This is a genomic window from Lentzea roselyniae, assembly GCF_039537795.1.
Classification (GTDB): domain Bacteria; phylum Actinomycetota; class Actinomycetes; order Mycobacteriales; family Pseudonocardiaceae; genus Lentzea; species Lentzea atacamensis.
Genome location: NZ_BAABBE010000010.1, coordinates 153,400 through 174,295, shown reverse-complemented (window position 1 = coordinate 174,295; position 20,896 = coordinate 153,400). Strand labels below are relative to the sequence as shown.

Annotated in this window: 18 protein-coding genes; 9 read left to right on the top strand and 9 right to left on the bottom strand. The window is 69.5% G+C overall.

Going from position 1 to position 20,896, the window contains the following annotated elements; translation table 11 throughout:
• Positions 1-6: 6 nt before the first annotated feature.
• Positions 7-1,665, bottom strand: a complete 1,659-nt coding sequence (locus tag ABFX45_RS19875) for a M14 family metallopeptidase (protein WP_109636972.1) — start codon at positions 1,663-1,665, stop codon at positions 7-9.
• A gap of 104 nt (positions 1,666-1,769) precedes the next feature.
• Between ABFX45_RS19875 and ABFX45_RS19870 the strand changes: the two genes are divergently transcribed.
• Together ABFX45_RS19870 and ABFX45_RS19865 are read left to right on the top strand one after the other, a co-directional pair.
• A complete protein-coding gene (locus ABFX45_RS19870; RefSeq protein WP_346131604.1) occupies positions 1,770-2,483 on the top strand; it encodes a class I SAM-dependent methyltransferase in 714 nt (237 codons plus the stop codon).
• 82 nt (positions 2,484-2,565) lie between these two features.
• Complete coding sequence (locus ABFX45_RS19865) at positions 2,566-3,156, top strand: DinB family protein (protein ID WP_346131603.1); 591 nt, start codon at positions 2,566-2,568, stop codon at positions 3,154-3,156.
• Between the two features lie 41 nt (positions 3,157-3,197).
• Here ABFX45_RS19865 and ABFX45_RS19860 read toward each other — a convergent pair whose 3' ends face one another.
• Positions 3,198-4,265: an epoxide hydrolase family protein gene (locus ABFX45_RS19860; RefSeq protein ID WP_346131602.1), complete on the bottom strand. Its 1,068-nt coding sequence runs from the start codon at positions 4,263-4,265 to the stop codon at positions 3,198-3,200.
• A gap of 63 nt (positions 4,266-4,328) precedes the next feature.
• Here ABFX45_RS19860 and ABFX45_RS19855 point away from each other — a divergent pair, with 63 nt between their 5' ends.
• Together ABFX45_RS19855 and ABFX45_RS19850 are read left to right on the top strand one after the other, a co-directional pair.
• Positions 4,329-5,255 carry a helix-turn-helix transcriptional regulator gene (locus tag ABFX45_RS19855; RefSeq protein ID WP_346131601.1) on the top strand — a complete coding sequence of 309 codons (927 nt, stop codon included), beginning with the start codon at positions 4,329-4,331 and terminating at the stop codon, positions 5,253-5,255.
• A complete protein-coding gene (locus tag ABFX45_RS19850; protein ID WP_109636968.1) occupies positions 5,248-5,826 on the top strand; it encodes a pyridoxamine 5'-phosphate oxidase family protein in 579 nt (192 codons plus the stop codon). The genes ABFX45_RS19855 and ABFX45_RS19850 overlap by 8 nt, the downstream gene beginning before the upstream one ends.
• Before the next feature lie 4 nt (positions 5,827-5,830).
• Here ABFX45_RS19850 and ABFX45_RS19845 read toward each other — a convergent pair whose 3' ends face one another.
• Both ABFX45_RS19845 and ABFX45_RS19840 read right to left on the bottom strand, forming a co-directional pair.
• Positions 5,831-7,117, bottom strand: coding sequence for a M20/M25/M40 family metallo-hydrolase (locus tag ABFX45_RS19845; protein ID WP_346131600.1), 1,287 nt, complete (start codon positions 7,115-7,117; stop codon positions 5,831-5,833).
• 43 nt (positions 7,118-7,160) lie between these two features.
• The gene (locus ABFX45_RS19840; protein WP_346131599.1) at positions 7,161-7,988 is read right to left on the bottom strand and encodes a M55 family metallopeptidase; all 828 of its coding nucleotides are present in this window, start codon (positions 7,986-7,988) and stop codon (positions 7,161-7,163) included.
• A 126-nt stretch (positions 7,989-8,114) separates the two neighbouring features.
• On the opposite strand from ABFX45_RS19840, the gene ABFX45_RS19835 reads away from it, so the two are divergent.
• Genes ABFX45_RS19835 through ABFX45_RS19815 form a run of 5 tightly spaced genes read left to right on the top strand, consistent with a single transcriptional unit; the run spans position 8,115 to position 13,902 of the window.
• Positions 8,115-9,788, top strand: coding sequence for an ABC transporter substrate-binding protein (locus ABFX45_RS19835; RefSeq protein ID WP_346131598.1), 1,674 nt, complete (start codon positions 8,115-8,117; stop codon positions 9,786-9,788).
• Complete coding sequence (locus ABFX45_RS19830; protein ID WP_267900068.1) at positions 9,789-10,751, top strand: ABC transporter permease; 963 nt, start codon at positions 9,789-9,791, stop codon at positions 10,749-10,751. It begins immediately after the preceding gene.
• A complete protein-coding gene (locus ABFX45_RS19825; protein ID WP_109636965.1) occupies positions 10,748-11,611 on the top strand; it encodes an ABC transporter permease in 864 nt (287 codons plus the stop codon). Before ABFX45_RS19830 ends, ABFX45_RS19825 begins: the two co-directional genes overlap by 4 nt.
• A 4-nt stretch (positions 11,612-11,615) precedes the next feature.
• Entirely contained in the window at positions 11,616-13,139 is a 1,524-nt protein-coding gene (locus ABFX45_RS19820) for an ATP-binding cassette domain-containing protein (RefSeq protein WP_346131597.1), read from the top strand.
• Position 13,140: 1 nt separating this feature from the next.
• On the top strand, positions 13,141-13,902 hold the full coding sequence (locus ABFX45_RS19815) for a hypothetical protein (RefSeq protein WP_109636963.1): 762 nt from the start codon (positions 13,141-13,143) through the stop codon (positions 13,900-13,902).
• Here ABFX45_RS19815 and ABFX45_RS19810 read toward each other — a convergent pair.
• Genes ABFX45_RS19810 through ku form a run of 5 tightly spaced genes read right to left on the bottom strand, consistent with a single transcriptional unit; the run spans position 13,823 to position 20,802 of the window.
• On the bottom strand, positions 13,823-16,555 hold the full coding sequence (locus tag ABFX45_RS19810) for an AfsR/SARP family transcriptional regulator (protein ID WP_346131596.1): 2,733 nt from the start codon (positions 16,553-16,555) through the stop codon (positions 13,823-13,825). The genes ABFX45_RS19815 and ABFX45_RS19810 overlap by 80 nt on opposite strands.
• Before the next feature lie 42 nt (positions 16,556-16,597).
• A complete protein-coding gene (locus ABFX45_RS19805; RefSeq protein WP_346131595.1) occupies positions 16,598-17,641 on the bottom strand; it encodes a GrpB family protein in 1,044 nt (347 codons plus the stop codon).
• A gap of 31 nt (positions 17,642-17,672) precedes the next feature.
• Positions 17,673-18,545, bottom strand: a complete 873-nt coding sequence (gene ligD, locus ABFX45_RS19800; RefSeq protein ID WP_211337354.1) for a non-homologous end-joining DNA ligase — start codon at positions 18,543-18,545, stop codon at positions 17,673-17,675.
• The gene (ligD, locus tag ABFX45_RS19795) at positions 18,535-19,977 is read right to left on the bottom strand and encodes a non-homologous end-joining DNA ligase (RefSeq protein WP_346131594.1); all 1,443 of its coding nucleotides are present in this window, start codon (positions 19,975-19,977) and stop codon (positions 18,535-18,537) included. The genes ligD (ABFX45_RS19800) and ligD (ABFX45_RS19795) overlap by 11 nt, the downstream gene beginning before the upstream one ends.
• Complete coding sequence (gene ku / locus ABFX45_RS19790; protein WP_109636958.1) at positions 19,978-20,802, bottom strand: non-homologous end joining protein Ku; 825 nt, start codon at positions 20,800-20,802, stop codon at positions 19,978-19,980. It abuts the gene before it with no gap.
• Positions 20,803-20,896 lie beyond the last annotated feature (94 nt).

Genomic DNA, 20,896 nt, shown 5'->3' with positions numbered 1-20,896 from the left:
GCAGGGTCAGAACTGCAGGCTCCACTTGTCGAGGAACCCGGTGTCCTGGCTGGCGGCGTCGGTCACCCGAAGCTGCCAGCCACCGTTCGCGACCTCGCTGGAGGCGTTGACGGTGTAGGTGGTGTTGATGTTGTCCGTACCGCTGCCGGTGCGGTTGTGCAGGACGTAGGCGGTGCCGTCCGGCGCGATCAGCTCGACCTTCAGGTCGCCCTGGTAGGTGTGCTTGATGTCCACGGCGACCTTGAGGGTCGACGGGGCGTTGCCCGCCACCCCGGACACCGTGATCGGGGAGTTGATGGTGGTGTTGTCCCTGATCTGGAAGTCCGTGGCGTTCTCGAAGTACTTGCCGGGCAACGGCGGCGTGGCGCCGCAGTACTGGGCTTCCTTGCCGATGGCCTCGTACGGGCAGTCAGCGCGTTCCAGCAGCTGCAGCACGGCCTCCTTGTTGCGGGCGGTCTGCGCCGGGATCACCTCGTCGGGCGGGTAGAAGCCGCCACCGCCGGCGCTGCCGGGGTACATCTCGAAGGTGTAGGCGAAGATGCCCTGCGTGCCCCACAGCCAGTCGGGGATCGACCCGTCGGTGATGTAGAGGTCGCTGGACTGCTCGGGCGTGTAGTTGTTGGTCGCGGCCATGTCCTGGCCGATCTTGGCGAACGTGTCGCGCTGGTCCTGGGTCAGGCCCGGTGCGACGTCGTCGTAGGTCCAGCCCCACGGCCACAGGATGAGCTCGCTGTAGGTGTGGAAGTCGATGGACGCGGTGATCTGCTGCTTGCCACCGACGTTGCGGCCGCGCACGAAGTCGGCGACGACCTTCACCTCGGGCGCGGACTCCGCGCTCGGCCCGCGGTAGGTGTCACTGCCGGTGCTGCCGGAGGAACCGCCGCAGCAGCCCCACTTGTAGCCCCAGTTGCGGTTGAGGTCGGTGCCGACGTTGCTGGAACCGGCGTTGGGCTGCCGGTTCTTGCGCCACGACCGGTAGGTGCCGGTCGCGATGTCGTACTCGCCGCCGTCGGGGTTGACGTCGGGGATGATCCAGACCTCGCGGGTGTCGAGCAGGCCCTTGATCCGCGCGTCGCTCGCGTACTGCGAGGTGAAGGTCTTGATCAGGTAGATCGCCATTTCGACGGTGAGGTGCTCACGGGCGTGCTGGTGGTGCGTGAACAGCACCTCCGGCTCGTTCTCGTCGACTCCGACGTTGTCGCTGATCTTGAGCGCGATGATGTCGCGGTTCTCGTAGGACTTGCCGATGACCTGCTTGGAGATCAGGTTCGGGTACTGGGAGACGACCTGGTTGATCGCGGCGGTCATCTCGGCGTAGTTGTGGTAGTTCGAGTCCGCGGCGGGGAAGTCGAACGGTCCGATCGCGGAGTTCGCCTCCATCCGCTTGGGCAGTTCGGTGATCTCGAAGCCCTGGGCCTTGAGGCTCTTGACCTCCCGCTCGGTGGCGGTGATCACGACGATGCCGTGCTCCTCGACCGAGTCGATGGCGGCACCGGACTTGGCGAGCTTGGTCCGCTGGTCAGCGGAGCGGACGCCGCTGACCTGGTAGTTGGTCGTCGTTTCCTCGGCGCCGGGAGCCGCGCCGGTCGGCACGCCTCCCATCGTGAACACGACGCTCGCGGCGACGGCGACCCCGATCAGGGGTCTGAGGTGGCTTTTACGCATGCAGGGCAACCCTTTCGGACCACGGCAGGGACATGGCTGGGGTAAGTGAAGTGCGTGTGAAGGCCCACTGTCATCCCGCCATCCGTATGGGGTTATGTGGATGTATGCATCGCTACGACGCTGTGGAGGCCGCCTCGTACCGGGTGGCTCGTGAGATTTCGTTGACGGGGTTGTCGTCGTGGCGGGACGCGGTGGAGCCGTACTTCCTGCCGGGCCGCACGGTGCTGGATCTGGGGGCCGGGACGGGATTGTTCGTGCGGGCGTTCGCGGAGTGGTTCCCGGGCGTGGCCGTCGTCGCGGTGGAGCCGTCCGCGGACATGAGGCAGGCGTCGGGGCTGACGATGCTCGTCGGGGACGCGTACGCGATTACGGTGCCGGACGCGTCGGTGGACGTGGTGTGGATCTCGACGGTGATCCACCACGTCCGCGACCTGCCGACCGTTGGGGCGGAGTTGCGGCGGGTGCTGCGTCCGGGCGGAGTGGTGGTGTTGCGGTCGTTGTTCCGGGAACGGCACGAGGGGGTGGGGTTGTTCCGGTTCTTCCCGGAGGCGACGCGGGCGTTGTCGTCGTTCCCGACGGTGTCCGAGGTCGCGGACGGCCTGGGGTTCGCCGTCGACCGGCTGGAGCCGGTTGCGCAGGTGACGGCGTTGTCGTTGGCGGAGAAGGCTTCGTCGCTGCGGTGGGAGGCGGACACGCTGTTGCGGTCGCTGTCGGAGCAGGAGTTCGAGGCGGGCCGTGCGCGGTTGCTGGAGGCGGCCGCGGTCGAGACGGGTCCGGTGGTCGATCACCTGGATCTGCTGGTGCTCAACGCTGTCTGAGACGCTGCCGGTGCGCGGACCACCACGCCCGGTTGGACGAAATCACGGTCGCCTCGGGGCGGGCTCTGACAGGCTTACGGGCATGGCTTCGGATCCCAAGGCAGACCTGCACCGCTATCTCCGCACGGCCCGCGACGCCATGCGGTGGAAGCTCGACGGGTTGTCGGAGTACGACGTGCGGCGGCCGTTGACGCCGACCGGGACGAACCTGCTGGGGTTGATCAAGCATCTGGCCACTTGCGAGTCGGGGTACTTCGGTGCCTGCCTGGGCCGCGCGTTCGGGGAGAAACTGCCGTGGCTCGAGCAGATCGAGAGCGGTGAGGACGAGAACGCGGACATGTTCGCCACCGCCGACGAGTCGCGTGAGGACATCCTGTCGTTGTACGACCGGGTCGCGGCGTTCGCCGACAGCGTGATCTCGGAGCTGCCGCTGGACGCGCCGGGTGTGGTGCCGTGGTGGTCGGAGGAGCGGCGGTACGTGACGTTGCACCTGCTGCTGGTGCACATGATCGCGGAGACGAACCGGCACGCCGGGCACGCGGACATCCTGCGGGAGGGCCTGGACGGGTCGGCGGGGTTGCGCGACGGGGTGTCGAACCTGCCGGACCAGGACTGGGCGGTGTACCGGGAGCGGGTGGAGCAGGCGGCGCGGAAGGCGGCGGGCCTGGTCTGAGGCCGGCGGTCGAGCTCAAACCGGGCCCGCCGGTCACGCCACTAGAACGCGGAGAAGTACTTGCGGACGTCGGCGACGTAGAGGTCGGGCACCTCGATGGCCGGGAAGTGGCCGCCGCGGTCGTACTCGGTCCAGTGCTCCACCTGGTGCTCGGGGTCGAGCAGCGAGCGGATGCCGGTGTCGGCGGCGAAGGTCGCGAACCCGGTGGGCGCGGCGGCCCCTCCCCACGTGCCGGGGGCGTTCATGGACTCGTAGATGAACTCGGCCGAGGTGGCGCCGGTGCCGGTGAACCAGTAGATCGACACGGCGGTGAGCAGTGCGTCGCGGTCGACTTCCGCGCACCAGGCGTGGAACTTCTCGTAGATCCACGCCAGCAGGCCCACCGGCGAGTCCGTGAGCGAGAAGCCGATGGTCCACGGTTTGGTGGACATCAGCTGCAGGTAGCCGAGGCCGGTGGCGACCAGCTCGTTGAACACCTCGGCGCGCGCCAGCTCCACGCCGGAGAGGTTGTCGGTGGGCAGCGGGCCGCCGAACGGGTGGGAGCTGGGGCCGTTGATGTGCATGGCGGCCACGGCCGGGGTCAGGCGGCTCATGGCGCCCGCGATGCCCGCGCCGACGTCACCGGCCTGCACGCCGTACCGCTCGTAGCCCAGCTGGTCCATCAGCGCGACGAACGCGCCGGCGGTGCGGGAGACGTCCCAGACGCCGGTGACGGGCACGGAGAAGCCGAAGCCGGGGATGGACGGCACGACGACGTGGTGGTCGCGCGCGAGGTCGGCGATCACGTCCAGGTACTCGGCGAACGTCGAGGGCCAGCCGTGGATGAGCATCAGCGGCAGGGCGTCGGCGCGGGAGCTGCGGACGTGGACGAAGTGGATGGGCTGGCCGTCGATCTCGGTCACGAACTGATCGAGGGCGTTGAGGCGGTCCTCGACGGCACGCCAGTCGAACCCGCCGGCCCAGTGTTCGACGAGCGACCGGAGTTCCGCGACGGGCACGCCGCGCTTCCAGCCATCGGTGCCGGACTGCGCGGGCCACCGCACGCCGGCGAGCCGCTGCCGCAGGTCGGAGAGGTCGTTCTGGGAGATCTCGACGCGAAAGGTGTCCATGGCCGCAACGTTAGGAACAATCGCGGAAAGGTTCGTTCCTCATTCGCGGGGAGAGTGCTCGGCATGGTGGAGACGTCGGCACGGTTGCTGAAGCTGCTGTCGTTGCTGCAGACCCCGCGCGACTGGTCGGGGCCCGAGCTGGCCGAGCGGCTCGGCGTGACGACCAGGACGGTGCGCAACGACGTGGATCGGCTGCGGAGCCTGGGTTATCCGGTGCACGCGACGCCGGGCGTGGCGGGCGGCTACAAGCTGGGTGCGGGGGCGAAGCTGCCGCCGTTGCTGCTCGATGACGACGAGGCGGTCGCGATCGCGCTGAGCCTGAGCACGCAGGACTCCGAGACCGTGGACCGGGCGCTGCGCAAGCTGGAGCAGGTGCTGCCCTCGCGCCTGAGGCACCGGGTCGCCGCGTTGCAGGAGTTCACCGTCGGCACCGCCACCGAGCTCGACCCCGAGGTGACGGTGCAGATCGTCAACGCCTGCCGCGCGCGGGAACGGCTGCGGTTCGACTACGTCAAGTTCGACGGCGCGCGGGATCGCCGGGAGGTGGAGCCGTACCGGCTGGTGCACACGCGGGGCCGCTGGTACCTGGTCGCGTGGGACGTGGCCAGGCAGGACTGGCGGACGTTCCGGGCCGATCGGATGCAGCCGCGGTTCCCGACGGGCCCGAGGTTCACCCCGCGTGAGCTTCCCGACCTGGAGGCCCACCTTGCCCAGGGGCTCGCGACGGCGGCGTGGCGGTTCCGGGCGACGGTCACGGTGCACGCGCCGGCGCACGAGGTCGCGGCGAAGGTGCCGGCGGCGCTGGTGGAGGCCGTGGACGAGACGACGTGCCGGATGACCGCGGGGTCGGACACACCGCAGATGCTGGCGGTGTACCTGGGCATGCTCGACAGCGACTTCGAGGTGGACGGGCCGCCGGAGCTCGTTCAGCACCTGGGAAAGACGGCTGACAGGTTCCGCGGCGCCATCAATACTGCCGACCATGGGTAAGGAGTACGAGCGCATCGAGCCGCGGCTGTGGGAGTTCATCGAGAGGCAGAAGGTGTTCTTCGTGGCGAGCGCTCCGCTGGCCGGCGACGGTCACGTGAACCTCTCGCCCAAGGGCCGGCAGGGCACGTTGCGGATCCTCGACGACCGCACGGTGGCTTACCTCGACTTCGGCGGCAGCCACGCCGAGACGATCGCGCATCTGCGGGAGAACGGCCGGATCACGTTGATGTGGTGCGCGTTCGAGGGCCCGCCGAACATCGTGCGGATCCACGGCCGCGGTGAGCCGGTGTTCCGCGACGACCCGCGCTTCCCGGGGCTGGTGGCGGGGTTCGGTGAGGCGGACGGACCGGCGCTGCGGGCGGTCATCGTCGTGACGGCGGAGCTGATCAGCGACACGTGCGGGTTCGCGGTGCCGTTCATGGACTACCGGGCGGAACGGGAGCTGCACGCGAACCACTTCGGCCGCAAGACCGACGAGGAGTTCCGCGAGTACACCGCGAGCAAGCCGTACAACAACGCGAGCCTCGACGGGTTGCCGGCGGTTCCGCTGCCCCTGCCGCCCCGGCGGTGAGCGGTCAGCTCGACAGGAACCGGTCCAGGACACGGACCCCGAACTCCAGGCCCGCGACGGGGACGCGTTCGTCGACGCCGTGGGCCATCGACCGGTAGTCGTACCCGGCGGGCAGCAGCAGCGGCGAGAACCCGTAGCAGTGGATGCCGAGCTGGCTGAACGCCTTGGCGTCGGTGCCGCCGCCCAGGCAGTACGGCACGACGACGGCGGCGGGGTCCTCATCGCGCAACGCCTCGGCCATCGCGGCGAACCACGCGGTGTCCACGGGTGCCTCGACCGGCGGCTGGTGTTCCAGGAACTCGCGCGTCACGCCGTCGCAGAGCAACGAGTCGATGGTCGCCTCCAGCTCCTCGACGGCGCCGGGCAGGGTCCGCACGTCGAGCTGGGCGGTCGCGCTGCCGGGGATGACGTTCACCTTGTAGCCGGCCTGCAGCATCGTCGGCGTCGTGGAGCACCGCACGGTGTTCTCCACCAGCTTCGCGGCGGGGCCGAGGCGGGCGATGGTGGCGTCGACGTCGTCGAGGTCGACCTCGACGCCCAGTGCCTTGCCCGCGCCGACGAGGAACGCCTCGACCGTCGGCGTGAGGCGGACCGGGTGCTGGTACGCGGCGATGCGCGCCAGCGACGTGACGAGCGCGGTGACGGCGTTGCGGTCGTTCTTGCGGGATCCGTGCCCGGCGCGGCCCGCGGCGGTGAGCTTCATGTGCGAGGTGCCGCGCTCGGCGGTGCCGATCGGGTACAGGCGCACGCCGTCGACGTCGAAGGAGAACGCGCCGGACTCGCTGATCGCCGCCTGGACTCCGGCGAAGTGGGCGGCGTGGTGGTCGACGAGCCAGTGCGCGCCATAAACGCCCTGGTCCTCCTCGTCGGCGACGAACGCCAGCACGACGTCACGGCGGGGCCGGCGGCCCTCGGTGTGCCAGCGGTTGATCACGGCCAGCGTCATCGCGGCCATGTCCTTCATGTCGACCGCGCCGCGGCCGTGGACGAACCCGTCGCGGATCTCGCCGCCGAACGGGTCGAAGCTCCACTCGGCCGCGTCGGCGGGCACGACGTCGAGGTGGGACTGGACGAGGACGGCGGGCAGCGACGGGTCGGTGCCGTGGATGCGCGCGAGGACGCTGGTGCGGCGTGGCGCGGGCTCGAGCAGCGTGGGTGGCACGCCGTTGTCCTGCAGGACGGTGGCCACGTGCTCGGCGGCCTCGCGTTCGCCCGCGCAGTCGCCGCCGCCGCGGTTGGTCGTGTCGAAGCGAATGAGCTGCGCGCACAGCTGCGCCACGTCCAGCGTCATGAAGCCACCGTAGCCGCACGCGTCAGGTGGAAATGTCACGGCCTCAGCCGTAGATGCCCTCGACGGCTCCGGCGGCGACGTGGGTGACGACTTTGAACGCCTTCATCGCCTCGGTCATCGACACGGCGTCGAACCCGACCCGCCGCGCGCCGATCAGCTCGACGGTCGGCACCACGGCGGCGGCGTCGGCGAGGTGGGTGGCGTCGAACTCGACCTCGATGCGGTGCGGCGACACCACACCCTCACCTCGCCCGGCGGACGCCATCGCCACTGTGGCGGCTTGTGTGATGTGTGAAAAAACCACGGCGGGTGGCAAACACACGGCGGCGTACCGCGACACGCACTCCTTCACCGCCACGGTCGCCGCCGAGGGCGCGTAGGAGGCCGCGTCCTCGCACGTCAGGTCGTCACCGGTCACCAGCAGCACGGGCACCCCGTACTCGGCGGCCAGCGCGGCGTTGAGGCGTCCCTCGGAGGCGTGCACCCCGTCAAGCCAGACGCCGGTGATGGAGTTCTCCAGGTAGGTGTGCGCGAGCACGCCGGGAGAGCCGGCACCCGTGTGATAGCCGAGGAAAACAACACCGTCCACATCGGAGTCGATGCCCTGCATCATCGACAGCGGTTTGTGCCTGCCGGTGAGCATTCGAGCCGAGGTGTGGAGGTCTTCGAGCAGAAGGTTGCGCTGCGAGGAATGCGCTTCGTTGACCATTACCTCTTTTGCGCCACCCGCCACCAGGCCCGCCACGCAGGCGTTGACGTCTCCTGTGAACAGGCGCCGGAACCGTTGCCACTGCTCGGTACCGGGGATGACGTCCCCGGTCCAGGTGACTCCGGTGGCGCCTTCCATGTCCGCCGAGATCATGATCCGCACATCTGAGTAACGTAGCGGTGGGCTGCTGGGGAAGAGGGGTATTTCGTGCGGGTCAAGTTGTGCGCGTTACTTGCCGTGGCAATGACACTGGGGATGGCGACACCTTCTGCAACGGCACAGGGGCCGGTGATTCTGAAGGTCGCGATCGTGCAGCAGATCGACTCGATGAACCCGTTCCTGGCGGTGTTCCAGTCGAGCACCGAGATCAACCGGCTGATGTACGACTACCTGACCGCGTACGCGGCGGACGATCAGCGGGTGACCGAGGGCCTCGCGAACAGATGGGAGCCCTCACCCGACAAGCTCACGTGGACGTTCACCGTCCCCGACGGCAAGAGGTGGTCCGACGGGCAACCGGTCACGGCGCACGACGTCGCGTTCACCTACAACCTGATGCTCAAGGACGAGGTCGCGCGGACCGCGAACGGCAGCTTCGTCACCAACTTCGCCTCCGTCGCCGCCCCCGACGACCGGACCGTGGTGATCAGGACGAAGGCGCCGCAGGTGACCATGCTGGCGCTGGACATCCCGATCGTGCCCAGGCACGTGTGGGAGAAGGTCCCGAGCATCAAGGACTACGCCAACGACCAGATGCCGGTCGTGGGCTCCGGCCCGTTCGTGCTGACCGAGCACGTGGCCGGGCAGTTCATCAAGCTCAAGGCCAACAAGAACTACTGGCGCGGCCCGGCGAAGTACGACGAGCTGCACTTCGTGTACTTCCAGAACTCCGACGCCGCGGTGCAGGCGCTGACCAAGGGCGAGGTCGACCTGGTCAACCGGATGGCACCGGCGCAGTTCGACTCGCTGGGGGACAAGCCCGGCGTCACGCGCAACAAGGCGCAGGGCCGCCGGTTCGTCGAGCTGCTGATCAACCCCGGCGCGCAGACCAGGACCGGGGAGCCGATCGGTGACGGCCACGCGGCGCTCAAGGACGTGCGGGTGCGGCGGGCGATCGCGCAGGCCATCGACCTCGACGCGCTGGTGCAGCGGGTGAGCCTCGGCTACGCGGAGAAGGGCGCCGGGCTGGTGCCGCCGGTGTTCGGCAAGTGGCACTGGCAGCCGGGCGAGCAGGAGCTGCGCAAGTTCGACCCCGCGGCCGCGAACGCCGCTCTCGACGCCGCCGGGCATCCGCGCAAGGCCGACGGCACCCGCTTCGGGCTGCGGCTGGTCGGGCGCGCGGGGCGTGCCTACGACGAGCAGGCGTCGGAGTACCTCAAGCGGCAGCTGGGCGACATCGGCATCCCGCTGGACGTGCGGCTGGTGTCGGACAACCAGCTCAACGAGGCGACCACGGTGGCGACCTACGACCTCGCCTTCTCGGGCTGGGCGACGAACGTGGACCCGGACTTCGTCCTGGGCCTGCACACGTGCGCGCAGCGGCCGGGCGCGGACGGCAAGGGCGGTACCTCCGACGCGTACTTCTGCGACGCGACCTACGACCAGCTCTACGCGCGGCAGCTCTCGGAGTTCGACGAGGGCAAGCGGGTGGAGATCGTGAAGCAGATGCAGGCGCGGTTCTACGACCAGGTGCCCGCGGTGGTGCTGGCCTACGAGAACGCGCTGGAGGCCTACCGCTCCGACCGCTTCACCAGGTTCACCACGCAGCCCGCGCAGGGTGGCGTGATCATGGCGCAGAACGGCATGTGGGGTTACTACGGCGCCGAGCCCGCCGGACGCGCGGCGCCGGCCTCCAGCAGGGGGCCCGCGCTGGCGATCGGCGGCCTGGTGCTCCTCGCGCTGGTCGTGGTGGGTGTCGTGGTGGCACGCCGGCGCAGGGCCACGGCGGGGGAGCGCGAGTAGGTGCGACTCGGTGTTCGTCTCTGGGGTCGGCTCGGTGGTGCCGCGCTCAGCCTGGTGATGGTGGCGGTGCTGGGCTTCTTCCTGTTCCGGGTGGTGCCCGGCGACCCCGTCGTGTCCATGACGCGCGGGCGGCCGACGACAGCGGCGATGCAGGCCGAACTGCGCACGCAGTTCGGCCTGGACCGTCCCCTGCACGAGCAGTTCTGGAACTACCTCACCTCGCTGCTGCGCGGTGACCTGGGCACGTCGTTCACGTTCCGCCGCCCGGTGTCGGAGGTGATCCTGGAACGGCTGGGGCCGACGCTGCTGCTGGTCGGCACGTCGACGGTGATCGCGGTCGGGCTGGGGTTGTGGCTGGGCGTGCGGGCGGCGTGGCGTCGTGACTCCGCCTTCGACCGGGTGACGACCGGGGTGTCGCTGACGTTGTGGGCGGTGCCGACGTTCTGGCTCGGCATGCTGCTGATGATGGCGACCGGGGACCTCTTCCCGTCGCGGGGCATGCGCGACACCGACACGGCACCGGACTTCGTCTCGCAGGCGCTGGACGTCGGGCATCACCTGGTGCTGCCGTCGCTCACGCTGGTGGCGGTGGTGTGCGCGGAGTACATGCTGGTGATGCGGTCGTCGTTGCTGGAGGAGATGCACGCCCCGTACCTGACGACGGCGCGGGCGAAGGGCCTGCGCGACGATCTGGTGCGCCGCCGCCACGCCGTGCCCAACGCGGTGCTGCCGGCGATCACGCTGGTGTTCCTGCGGTTCGGGCTGGTGGTGGCCGGGGCGATCACGACGGAGACGGTGTTCTCCTGGCCCGGTCTGGGGTTGTTGTTCTACGACGCGCTGACCGGACCGGACTACTTCCTGCTGCAGGGGCTGCTGGTGGTCACGGCAGGAGCGGTCGTGGTGATGAACCTGCTGGCGGAGCTGCTGTACGGGGTGCTGGATCCACGGGTGAAGGTCGTATGAGCGGGTTCCTCACACGCGGCACGGGCCGCGGCGGCAAGACCGGGTTTCTCGCGCACCGGGCGGGGGTCGCGGGTGCCGCGGTCCTGGCCGTGGCCGCGCTCGTCGCGGTGATCGCGCCGCTGCTGATCCCCGCGGACGCGCTGGACGTCACGCGGGTGACGGCGGCGCCGTGGCAGTCACCGGGCGCGGATCACTGGCTGGGCACCGACCACACGGGGCGGTCGGTCGCGCTGCTGGTGGCGCAGGGCGCCGGGACGTCGTTGTTCGTCGGGCTGACCGCGGCGGTGCTCGCGGTCGGCATCGGCACGCTCGTCGGGATCGTGAGCGGGCACTTCGGCGGGCTGCTGGCGGGCGCGTTGCTGCGGGTCACGGACTTCTTCCTGGTGCTGCCGGCGCTGGTGCTGGCCATCGCGCTGTCCACGGTGCTGCCGCGCGGGCTGGGCACGATCGTGCTGGCGATCGGCCTGACGAGCTGGCCGTCCACGGCGCGGATGGTGCGGGCGCAGACGCTGACGATCGAGGCCAGGCCGTTCGTGGAACGCGCGCGGGCGCTCGGTGGCGGGCACGGGCACGTGATCGGGCGGCACGTGTTGCCGTCGGTGGTGCCGCTGGTGCTGGTGAACGCGACGCTCGCGGTGGCGTCGGCGATCGTGGCGGAGTCGACGCTGGCGTTTCTGGGGCTGGGTGATCCGACGCGGATCTCGTGGGGCGCGATGCTGCACCAGGCGCAGCTGCACGGGGCGGTGCCGCAGCGGGCGTGGTGGTTCCTGCTGCCGCCCGGTGTCGCGATCGTGGTGGTGGTGCTGGCGTTCACGCTCGTCGGGCGCGCCCTCGAAGCCGTTGTGACGCCGAAGAGGTGACCGGATGCTGGAACTGAGGAACCTCACCGTCCACTACGGGCACAAGCGCGTCGTGCACGACGTGAACCTGACCCTCGCGCCCGGTCAGACGCTGGGGCTCGCGGGTGAGTCGGGGTCGGGCAAGTCGACGGTGGCGATGTCGGTGCTGCGGTTGCTGCCCAGGACCGCGCGGGTCGACGGCGAGATCCTGCTGGACGGCGACGACGTCCAGGCGATGTCGTGGGGGCGGCTGCGGGCGGTGCGGTGGGCGGCGGCGTCGATCGTGTTCCAGGGCGCGATGCACTCGCTCAATCCCGTGCGCCGCGTCGGTGACCAGATCGCCGAGCCGATGCGCCTGCACGGCACCACGGGCAGTGTGCGTGAGCTGCTGGAGCAGGTGGAGCTGCCGGCGGAGAAGGCGCGGGCGTATCCGCACGAGCTCTCCGGCGGGCAGAGGCAGCGGGTCATGATCGCGATGGCGCTGGCGTGCGGGCCGCGGCTGGTGATCGCGGACGAGCCGACGACCGCGCTGGACGTGGTGGTGCAGGCACAGGTGCTGTCGGTGCTCACCCGGCTGGTCGCCGAGCAGGACCTCGGGCTGCTGATGATCAGCCACGACCTGTCGGTGCTCGCGGAGACGTGCGCGGACCTGGCGGTGATGTACCGCGGTGAACTGGTGGAGCGCGGTGGCACGCGGGAGGTGATCGCGAACCCTCGGCACCCGCACACGGCGGCGCTGGCGGCGGCGTTCCCGGTGATCGGCGATCCGGCGCACCGGTGGGTGGAGCCGGTGGCCGCTCCGGAGCCGTTGCTCCAGGTGCGTGGGCTCGCGGTGGACTACGGTCGGGCACGCGCGGTCGACGGGGTCGATCTGACGATCGGCCGGGGCGAGATCGTGGCGTTGGTCGGGCAGTCCGGCTCCGGCAAAACGACACTGGCTCGTACCATAATGGGGCTGCGGAAACCGTCCTCCGGTCGGGTGATCTTCGACGGGGTTCCGGTGCCGCTCAGGGGCAAGGCGCTCAAGGCGTTCCGGCGGCAGGTGCAGCTCGTCCTGCAGGACCCGGCGAGCGCGCTGAACCCCCGCCACACGGTGCTCGACGCGGTCGCGGAGGGACTGCGCGTCCACGGCATTCCCGGCGACGAGGAATCGCTGGTCAGCGCCGCTGTTGAACGTGCGGAACTACGTCCGGCGGACCTCTACCTGGAGTCGCTGCCGCACGAGCTGTCCGGGGGGCAGCAGCAACGCGTGGTGATCGCCGGCGCACTGGTGCTGCAACCCCGTCTGCTGGTCGCCGACGAGCCCGTCGCCTCCCTCGACGCCTCGGTGCGCGGGGAGATCGTGGCGCTGCTGCTCCGGTTGCGGCGCGAGCTGGGCCTTGCTTCATTGATCATCACACACGACCTCGGGCTGGCCTGGCAGATCGCCGACCGGGTCGCGGTGATGCATCAGGGGAAGATCGTGGAACAAGGCTCGGTGGAACAAGTGCTGCTCAACCCCACTCACGACTACACACGCGCGCTGCTGCGCGCCGTGCCTCAGGTCTGACGTGATCCCGATGGAACACGCCCGCTACCGGGCCTCGCTGACGCCTGCCGAGATCGGCCGGGGCGGGGCCGACGGCTGGGTGAGTGTCGACGACGTGCCGACGCTGGCGTGGCTGGCGTGGAACGACCTGGGCCGCCCACCGGGAGTCCTCGGCGAGCTCGCCGAGGCCACGGACCCGCGGCACGTGCTGGCGCTGTGCCGGATCCTCGCCTCCACCTCCCGCGCGGACACCGCGGCGGTGTGGCGCTACTTAGCCGCGGACTGGGAACGCACGGGGGAGCGTTCCGACGGCAGGCAGCGTTTCCTGCTCGACCGGGCGAGGCGTGGTGAGGGCATGAACTGGCGCGACTTCTCCGCGTTGATGGGCACCGACCGCCCAGAAGAGGTCGACGCGGCGTTCGACCGCGGCGAGGACATGGTCGGCATCTCGGTGATCGGCCTCGCGATGTCGTACCCGGATCCGTGGGCGACCCTGCACCGCGTCGCGCGCGCGTTGGACCACGACCGCACCGAGGTCCGCCGCCAGGGCGCCACAGCCCTGGCGCACGTGGCACGGATCCACGGGGTCGTGTCCCGGGAATGCCTGGAGGTGCTGCGCCGTCGCCACGACAACGTGGCCGAGGACGACCTGTGGACGTTCATCGCCCACCACAAGCTGCCGGCGTGGCTGTGGTGGCGGCGGATCAAGGCCCGGCTGGGGCGGCGAGTTCCGCGCGAACGGCGGCCTCGGTTAACAGGTTGCGCTGTCCCACGGCCCGCCTGAGCGCCTCCAGCAGGTGCTCGCGGGCCCCCGCGTCGTCCCCAGCGGCCTTCGCGATGCGCCCGCGTTCGAACGCGATGTGGCAGCGCATCTCGTCGGGGCTGTACCAGCCGCCAGGCGTCAGCTCCCACGCCCGGTCGCACTCCGCCCGCGCGGCATCCAGATCGCCGTTGCGGCGGGCGAGCTCGGCCCGGCCCAGGTGGCAGTTGGCCTGCACGAGCGGCGAACCCACCCTTCTCGCCTGCTCGAACGCCTCGTCGTAGTCCGCCGCGGCACCCTCGGCGTCACCTGAGACGAGACGGGCACGGGCCCGCACGACGAGCAGCTCGGCGATGTCCTCGGTGGCACCCAGCTCCGTGAGCAGCGTGTACGCACGGCCGATCGCGTCGAGCGCCGGTTCACCGGCCTCCAGCGCGATCTCACCGAGCTGGTGGTGCGCGAGCGCCGCACCCCACCGGTCACCGACCCGTTCGAACCCCTCCGCGCCCTGCCGCAGCAGCTCCCGGCCCGCAATCGGATCACCCTGCATGCGGGCCATCAGACCGTCACCGACCAGGGCCAGTGCCCGGCTCCACGAGTCGGTGCCGATGAGGCGGTTGCGGTGGTGCCAGGTCTGGGAGTCGTTCTCCGGCGCGCCCAGCGCCATGCCCCACATCATCGTCATGATCGGGTAACGCGGCGGCCCGTCCAGCGCGCAGAGCAACGCGTCGGCCTGGCCGATCCTGCCGCTCTGGTCACCGGTCGCGATCGGCCACGCGAGGAGCAGGCACAACGCGTACTCCTGCGCACGACCCGGCGGCGCCGTCTCGCCACACGCGCGGATGACCGCCTCCGCACGCTGGGCGGCCTCGGTGCGCAGCCCCCGGCACCAGTAGTAGGTCGCCAGCGCCGCCACCAGCTCGAGCGCGAGGCCGACGTCGTGGACGGTGGCCCACCTGAGGGCCGCGGTGAGGTTGTCGTGGTCGGCGCCGAGCCTCGTCAGCCACTCGACCTGGTCGTGCGCCCGCAGATGCGGCTCCGCCTCCTGAGCCCTGGCGAGGAACCAGCGGGCGTGACGTTCGGCCAGATCGGGCGCGTGGGTGGCGCAGAACGCGCGGATGGTGTCGAGCATCCGGTACCGGTCACCGGTCACCTCGATCAGCGACTTGTCCACCAGCGACGACAGGGTGTCCACGTCGGAGCCGGTGATGGCGACGGCGGCGTCCAGGCCCGCGCTGCCGTGGAACACGGTGAAACGGGCGGCGAGATCACGTTCGGCCTCGGTCAGCAGGTCCCAGCTCCACTCGACCACCGCGTGCAGCGTGCGATGGCGGGGCGCGGCGGTCCGGCTGCCCCGCGACAGCAACCGGAACCTGTCGTCGAGCCGGGCCGCGATCTCGGCGATCGGCAGCGACCGCACCCGTGCCGCGGCCAGCTCGATGGCGAGCGCGATCCCGTCGAGACGCCGGCACACGTCGACGATGACCTCACGATCGGCGCTGAACCCCGGTTTGACCGCCTGGGCCCGATCCTCGAAGAGCCGGACAGCGGCCTCGTCGTCCAGCGCGGACACCGGGCTGAGCGTCTCGCCGGTGATGCCGAGCGGCTCACGGCTCGTCGCGAGCACCCGCACGCCCGGACACGCGGCCAGCACAGCACCGAGAACACGAGCGGCGTCGTCGACGACGTGCTCGCAGTTGTCGACGACCAGCAGCACATCTCTCGTGGCCAGCGCCGCGTGCAGCCGGTCCTCGACGCACAGCGCTCCCGCCGACAACAGCCCAGCCTCCCGGACGCCGGCACCGTCGAGCAGTGCCCGCGCAACATCGGTCGTGGCGCTGAGGTCCACGAACGCCACCTCACCCTGCTCACGGCTCGCGACCTCGACCGCGAGACGGGTCTTGCCGGTACCACCGGGCCCGATCAGCGTCACCAGGCGGTTCTCCTGCAGCCACTTGGCCACGCGCCGCAGATCCTCGTCCCTGCCGACGAAACTCGTGAGCTGCGCCGGCACACCCCGGTGCGGTGCCTGCGCCCGCAGGATCTCGACGTGCGCGGCGGCGAGCGCGGGGGAGGGATCCACCCCGAGCTCGTCGGCGAGCAGCTCCCTGCCCCTGGCGAACACCTCAAGCGCCTCGGTCTGACAGCCCTCGCGGTGCAGCGCCCGCATCAACGCCGCGCGGACGTCCTCACGCAGCGGGTGCCTGGCCAGCAGGTCACGCAGATCGCCGGGCGTGCCCGCGGCGATGACGCAGCTGATCCGCAGCTCCTCCAGCCGCTGCCGGGCATCGTCGGCGAACGGCGCGTCCACATCCGCCAGCGCCGGCCCACGCCACAACCGCAGCGCTTCGAGGCCACGCCCGGCGGCGAGCAGCTCCGCGCAGTACGTCGCGTCCACTTCGGACGGACCGGCGACCAGCCGATAACCGGCGGGATGATGCTCGACCACCAGGCCCGGAACCGTCCTGCGCAGCCGCGAGACCTGGGACTGCAACGCGTTCGCGGCACCGGCGGGCGGCTCACCGTAAAGGCCCTCCAGCAGCCGCGCGTGACCGACGATCCGGCCCGTGTCCAGCACCAGCATCGCGAGCAGAGCCCGTTGACGCGGCGCGGGCACGGCGATCACCACTCCCGCGCCGTCACGCACCTCGACCGGCCCCAGCACCCCGAACCTCACGGGAGGCGATTCTTCCGCACCACGCCCGGCGAACCCGGCGGATCACCCCAGCGCGCGCAGAACGATCCGCTCCACCACCCGCGTCTTCCCGTCCGCGTAGTCCTGCACCCGCTCCCAGCCCCGCGTCGCCAGCTCCCGCTTCACCGCCTCGTACTCCGCCCGGTCCTCCACGTTCGTCCGCAGCCGGTCCCGGAACGCCAGCATCCGGTCGACCTCCTCGCACGCGGGGGAGAAGACGTGCAGGTTCACCTCCGGATCGGAGTCCTTCAGCAACCGGTGCCGATACCAGCCCGGCTCCCGCAACCGCAGGCAATAACCGGCCTCCACCAACGCCGGCACGTACGCGTCCTCGTCATCGGAATCCGGCACCACCAGCAGAATGTCGATCAACGGCTTCGCCGCCAGCCCCGGCACCGACGTCGACCCCACGTGCTCCAGCCGCACGACCTCCGAGCCGAGCGCGCCGCGAATCCGCTCCTCCTCCCGCGCGTACCAGTCAGGCCACGCCGGGTTGTAGTCCTCCAGCGTGATCCGCACGTCCCCCGCCGGCGTCTCCGTCACGTACTCCACGTCGTCCGACGACGGCCGCCACGCCAGAAAAGCGCGCTCGAGAATCTCCAGCACCACCTCCCTCTTGGCCGCCGCGTAGTCCTGCACCCGCTCCCGCTCCCGCGCCCGCGCCACCAGCTCCCGCTTCGTCAGCGCGTACAACTCCCGGTCGTCATCGTTGACACGCAACCAGTCCCGGAACACCAGATGCCGCCGCACCTGCGCACACCCACGAGGAAACACGTGCAGGTTCACCTTCGTGTCCGGCCCCTTGAGGATGCGATGGTCGTGCCAGTCGTCCTCCCGGACGGTCACCCGGTACCCCGCAGCCTCCAGCGCGGGCACGTACGACGCCTCATCACGCGGATCGTCCACCACCAGCATCATGTCGATCAGCGGCTTCGCACACAGCCCCGGCACCGACGTCGACCCCACGTGCTCCAGCTCGGCGTCCGGCAACGCGGCCACGATCCGCTCACGTTCTCGCTGGTACAAGCCCGGCCAGGCAGCGTCGTACTCGGACAGCTCGATCTTCATGGCAACCCCCGACAGGCAGCCGAACAGAATATCAACTGCCGAACAGGTCACCCGCCGAACCAACCCGGTCCAGCACCTCGTCCGCCGTGAACACCAGCTCCTCCGGCACCTGACACTCCTCGACCTCGTCCCACGTGATCGGAGTCGACACCGCCGGCCGCTCCCGAGCCCGCAACGAGTACGGCGCCACCGTCGTCTTCGCCGGATTGTTCTGCGACCAGTCGATGAACACCTTCCCGGTGCGCTGCGCCTTCGCCATCGTCGCCACCACCAGGCTCGGCATCTCCTTCGCCAGCCGCCGCGCCACCGCCTTCGCGTACTCCGACGTGTCCTTCGCCGGGGCATACGCGTACACCTGCATCCCCTTGTTCCCCGACGTCTTCGCCCACGAGTCCACACCGTCGTCGTCCAGCACCACCCGCACCTGCTCGGCGACCCGGCAACACTCCACCACCGTCGCCGGCGCCCCCGGATCCAGGTCGAACACCAGCAGATCAGGATCCCGCTTACCCCCGCGCGGACCCACCGTCCACTGCGGCACGTGCAACTCCAACGCCGCCAGGTTCGCCAGCCACACCAACGTCGCCAGCTCGTCCACCATCACGTAGTTGACCGTCTCGTTGCCCTTCGAGCTGCCCGGCGACTCCAGCCGCATCGTCCGCACCCAGTCCGGACGGTGCTCCGGCGCGTTCTTCTCGAAGAACCACTTCCCGTCAACGCCGTTCGGATAGCGCTTGAGCGTGACAGGACGATCCTTGAGATGGGGGAGCAGCACCGGCGAGATCCGCGTGTAGTAGTCGATCACCTCACCCTTGGTGAACCCGAACTCCGGATACAGCACCTTGTCCAGGTTCGTCAGCTTCAGCACGCGGTCCTCAACCCGCACGGTTGCGTCATTGGTCAACGCGACGCACCTCCTCGGGCGACTTGTCCGGCCGCAACCCCCGCCACGCCGGAAACCGCATCCGCCCGTCCGGCGTCCACTGCCGGAACACCACCTCCGCCACCAGCTCCGGCTCCACCCACTTCGCGCCCTTCGCCCGCTCTCTCGGCATCTCCGTCACGAACGGGGACGTCCTGCGCGCCAACGCCTTCAACCGCGGCGTCAACACCGCCAGCTCCGCGTCGTTGAACCCGGTACCCACCGACCCCGCGAACGCCAACCCGCCGTCCTGAGGAATACCCAGCAGCAACGCACCGATCACCCCGGCCCGCTTGCCTTCACCCATCCGCCAGCCACCGATCACCACCTCCTGCGCCATCAGATCGGTGATCTTGCGCCACACCGGCGACCGCGTCCCCGGCTGATAGACCGAATCCAGCCGCTTCGCCACCACCCCCTCCAGGCCCTGCTCACGACTCGCCGCCAGCACCGCCGCGCCATCGGTGTCGTACGACGGGGGAGTCAGCCAGGTCGGACCCCTGAGCTCCAGCTCCCGGAGCAGCTCACGACGCTGACGAAAGGGCAGCTGCAGCGTCGACCGGCCATCGAGGTGCAACAGATCGAACAACAGCAAAGTGACCGGATACTGACGAGCCGCCTTCCGCGCGGCCTCCGACTTGCTCACGTGCATCCGGTTCTGCAACGCGCTGAAACTCGGCCGCCCGTTCTGCAACGCCACGATCTCACCGTCGAGCAACGCCTCCGTCGACCCGAGCTGCTCACCCACACCCTGCAACTCCGGATAAGCCACCGTGATGTCGTTGCCCAGACGCGACCACGCCTGCACACGACCACCCTCGACCCTCAGAATCGCGCGAACGCCATCCCACTTGAACTCATAAGCCCAAAAATCATCATCATCCTGGGGGAGGGGACCGGGCATCGCCAGCATCGGCTTCACCTGCTCGGGCAGCGGCTCCCAATCCGGACGCGCCGGCGCGTGCCGACGCTTCATCATCCAGTTCTTGCCCTGCTCACCCGAGCGGAAGAACACGAACTGACCCTCGACCCGATGACCGTGCAAGATCACATCGACCTCACGGTCCGACCACTTCACCGTCTCATAGCGACCGCGATCCCAGATGAACATCTCGCCGCCGCCGTACTCACCCTTCGGAATCTCCCCGGAGAACTCCGCATATTCCAGAGGGTGATCCTCGGTGTGCACCGCCAGCCTGATCACATCAGTCGTCGGCGGAAGCCCCTTCGGCACCGCCCACGACACCAGCACACCATCACGCTCCAGCCGCACATCCCAATGCAGACTGCTCGCGTGATGCTCCTGAATCACAAACGTGTCGTCATCACCGTGAGGGAGCTCCTCAGCACTCGGCACGGGCTCCGGCGTCCTCGCCGGATCCCGCTTGCGCCGGTACTCGTCGAGCCCGGCCATCTACGCCGACGAAGCCTTCTTCTTCGGCGGAGACTTCTTCGCCGCACCCTTCCGCCCGGCCTTCGCCTTCTCCACACTGCGCTCCAGAGCCGTCATCAGGTCGATCACATCACCCTTGTCCTCGACCTCCGGCTGCTCCGGCAGCTCAGCACCCTCCGCCTTCGCCGCGATGACCTTCTCCAGCGCATCCCGGTAGTCGTCGGTGAACGTGTCCGGATCGAAGTCCCCGGCCATCGACTCCACCAGCGACGTCGCCATCTTCAACTCCTGCGGCCGCACCTCGACGTTCTGATCCAGGAAGTCGAACTCCGCCTTGCGGATCTCGTCCGGCCACAACATCGTGTGCATCACCAGCACGTCATCCCGCGCCCGGATCGTCGCCAGCGTCTCCTTCTGCCGGATCGTGATCTTCACGACCGCCAGCTGACCCGTCTTCACCAGCGCATCCCGCAACAACACGTACGGCCGCGCCGCAGCCTTGTCCGGCTCCAGGTAATACGTCTTCTGGAAGTAGATCGGATCGATCTCCTCCGCGGGCACGAACTCCAGAACGTCGATCGACTTGTCGGTCTTCACCGGCAGCTTCTCGAAGTCCTCGTTCTCCATGATCACCATCCGGCCGTCGTCCAACTCATAGCCCTTGGTGATGTCCGAATACTCCACCTCGTTGCCGCACACCGAACAGACGCGCTTGTACTTGATGCGCCCGCCGTCCTCCCGGTGCACCTGGTTGAAACGGAAGTCGTGCTCCTCGACAGCCGTGTAGAGGCGCACGGCGATCGTCACCAACCCGAAGGAGATGGCCCCACGCCACACGGATCTCATTCTCATTGGGTACCCCTGAAATGCGGTTTTCGCACTATCAGGTCACCCACTTGGCCTAACGATCCGGCAACTGAGCGACCCCCGGCTCACGTGT

Coding starts and splice junctions, on each gene's coding strand:
- ABFX45_RS19855 (WP_346131601.1), top strand. CDS start 4,329: ATGGTGGAGACGTCGGCACGGTTGCTGAAGCTGCTGTCGTTGCTGCAG.
- ABFX45_RS19845 (WP_346131600.1), bottom strand. CDS start 7,117: ATGACGCTGGACGTGGCGCAGCTGTGCGCGCAGCTCATTCGCTTCGAC.
- ABFX45_RS19870 (WP_346131604.1), top strand. CDS start 1,770: ATGCATCGCTACGACGCTGTGGAGGCCGCCTCGTACCGGGTGGCTCGT.
- ABFX45_RS19875 (WP_109636972.1), bottom strand. CDS start 1,665: ATGCGTAAAAGCCACCTCAGACCCCTGATCGGGGTCGCCGTCGCCGCG.
- ku (WP_109636958.1), bottom strand. CDS start 20,802: ATGAGATCCGTGTGGCGTGGGGCCATCTCCTTCGGGTTGGTGACGATC.
- ABFX45_RS19865 (WP_346131603.1), top strand. CDS start 2,566: ATGGCTTCGGATCCCAAGGCAGACCTGCACCGCTATCTCCGCACGGCC.
- ABFX45_RS19850 (WP_109636968.1), top strand. CDS start 5,248: ATGGGTAAGGAGTACGAGCGCATCGAGCCGCGGCTGTGGGAGTTCATC.
- ABFX45_RS19825 (WP_109636965.1), top strand. CDS start 10,748: ATGAGCGGGTTCCTCACACGCGGCACGGGCCGCGGCGGCAAGACCGGG.
- ligD (WP_346131594.1), bottom strand. CDS start 19,977: ATGGCCGGGCTCGACGAGTACCGGCGCAAGCGGGATCCGGCGAGGACG.
- ABFX45_RS19805 (WP_346131595.1), bottom strand. CDS start 17,641: ATGAAGATCGAGCTGTCCGAGTACGACGCTGCCTGGCCGGGCTTGTAC.
- ABFX45_RS19820 (WP_346131597.1), top strand. CDS start 11,616: ATGCTGGAACTGAGGAACCTCACCGTCCACTACGGGCACAAGCGCGTC.
- ABFX45_RS19860 (WP_346131602.1), bottom strand. CDS start 4,265: ATGGACACCTTTCGCGTCGAGATCTCCCAGAACGACCTCTCCGACCTG.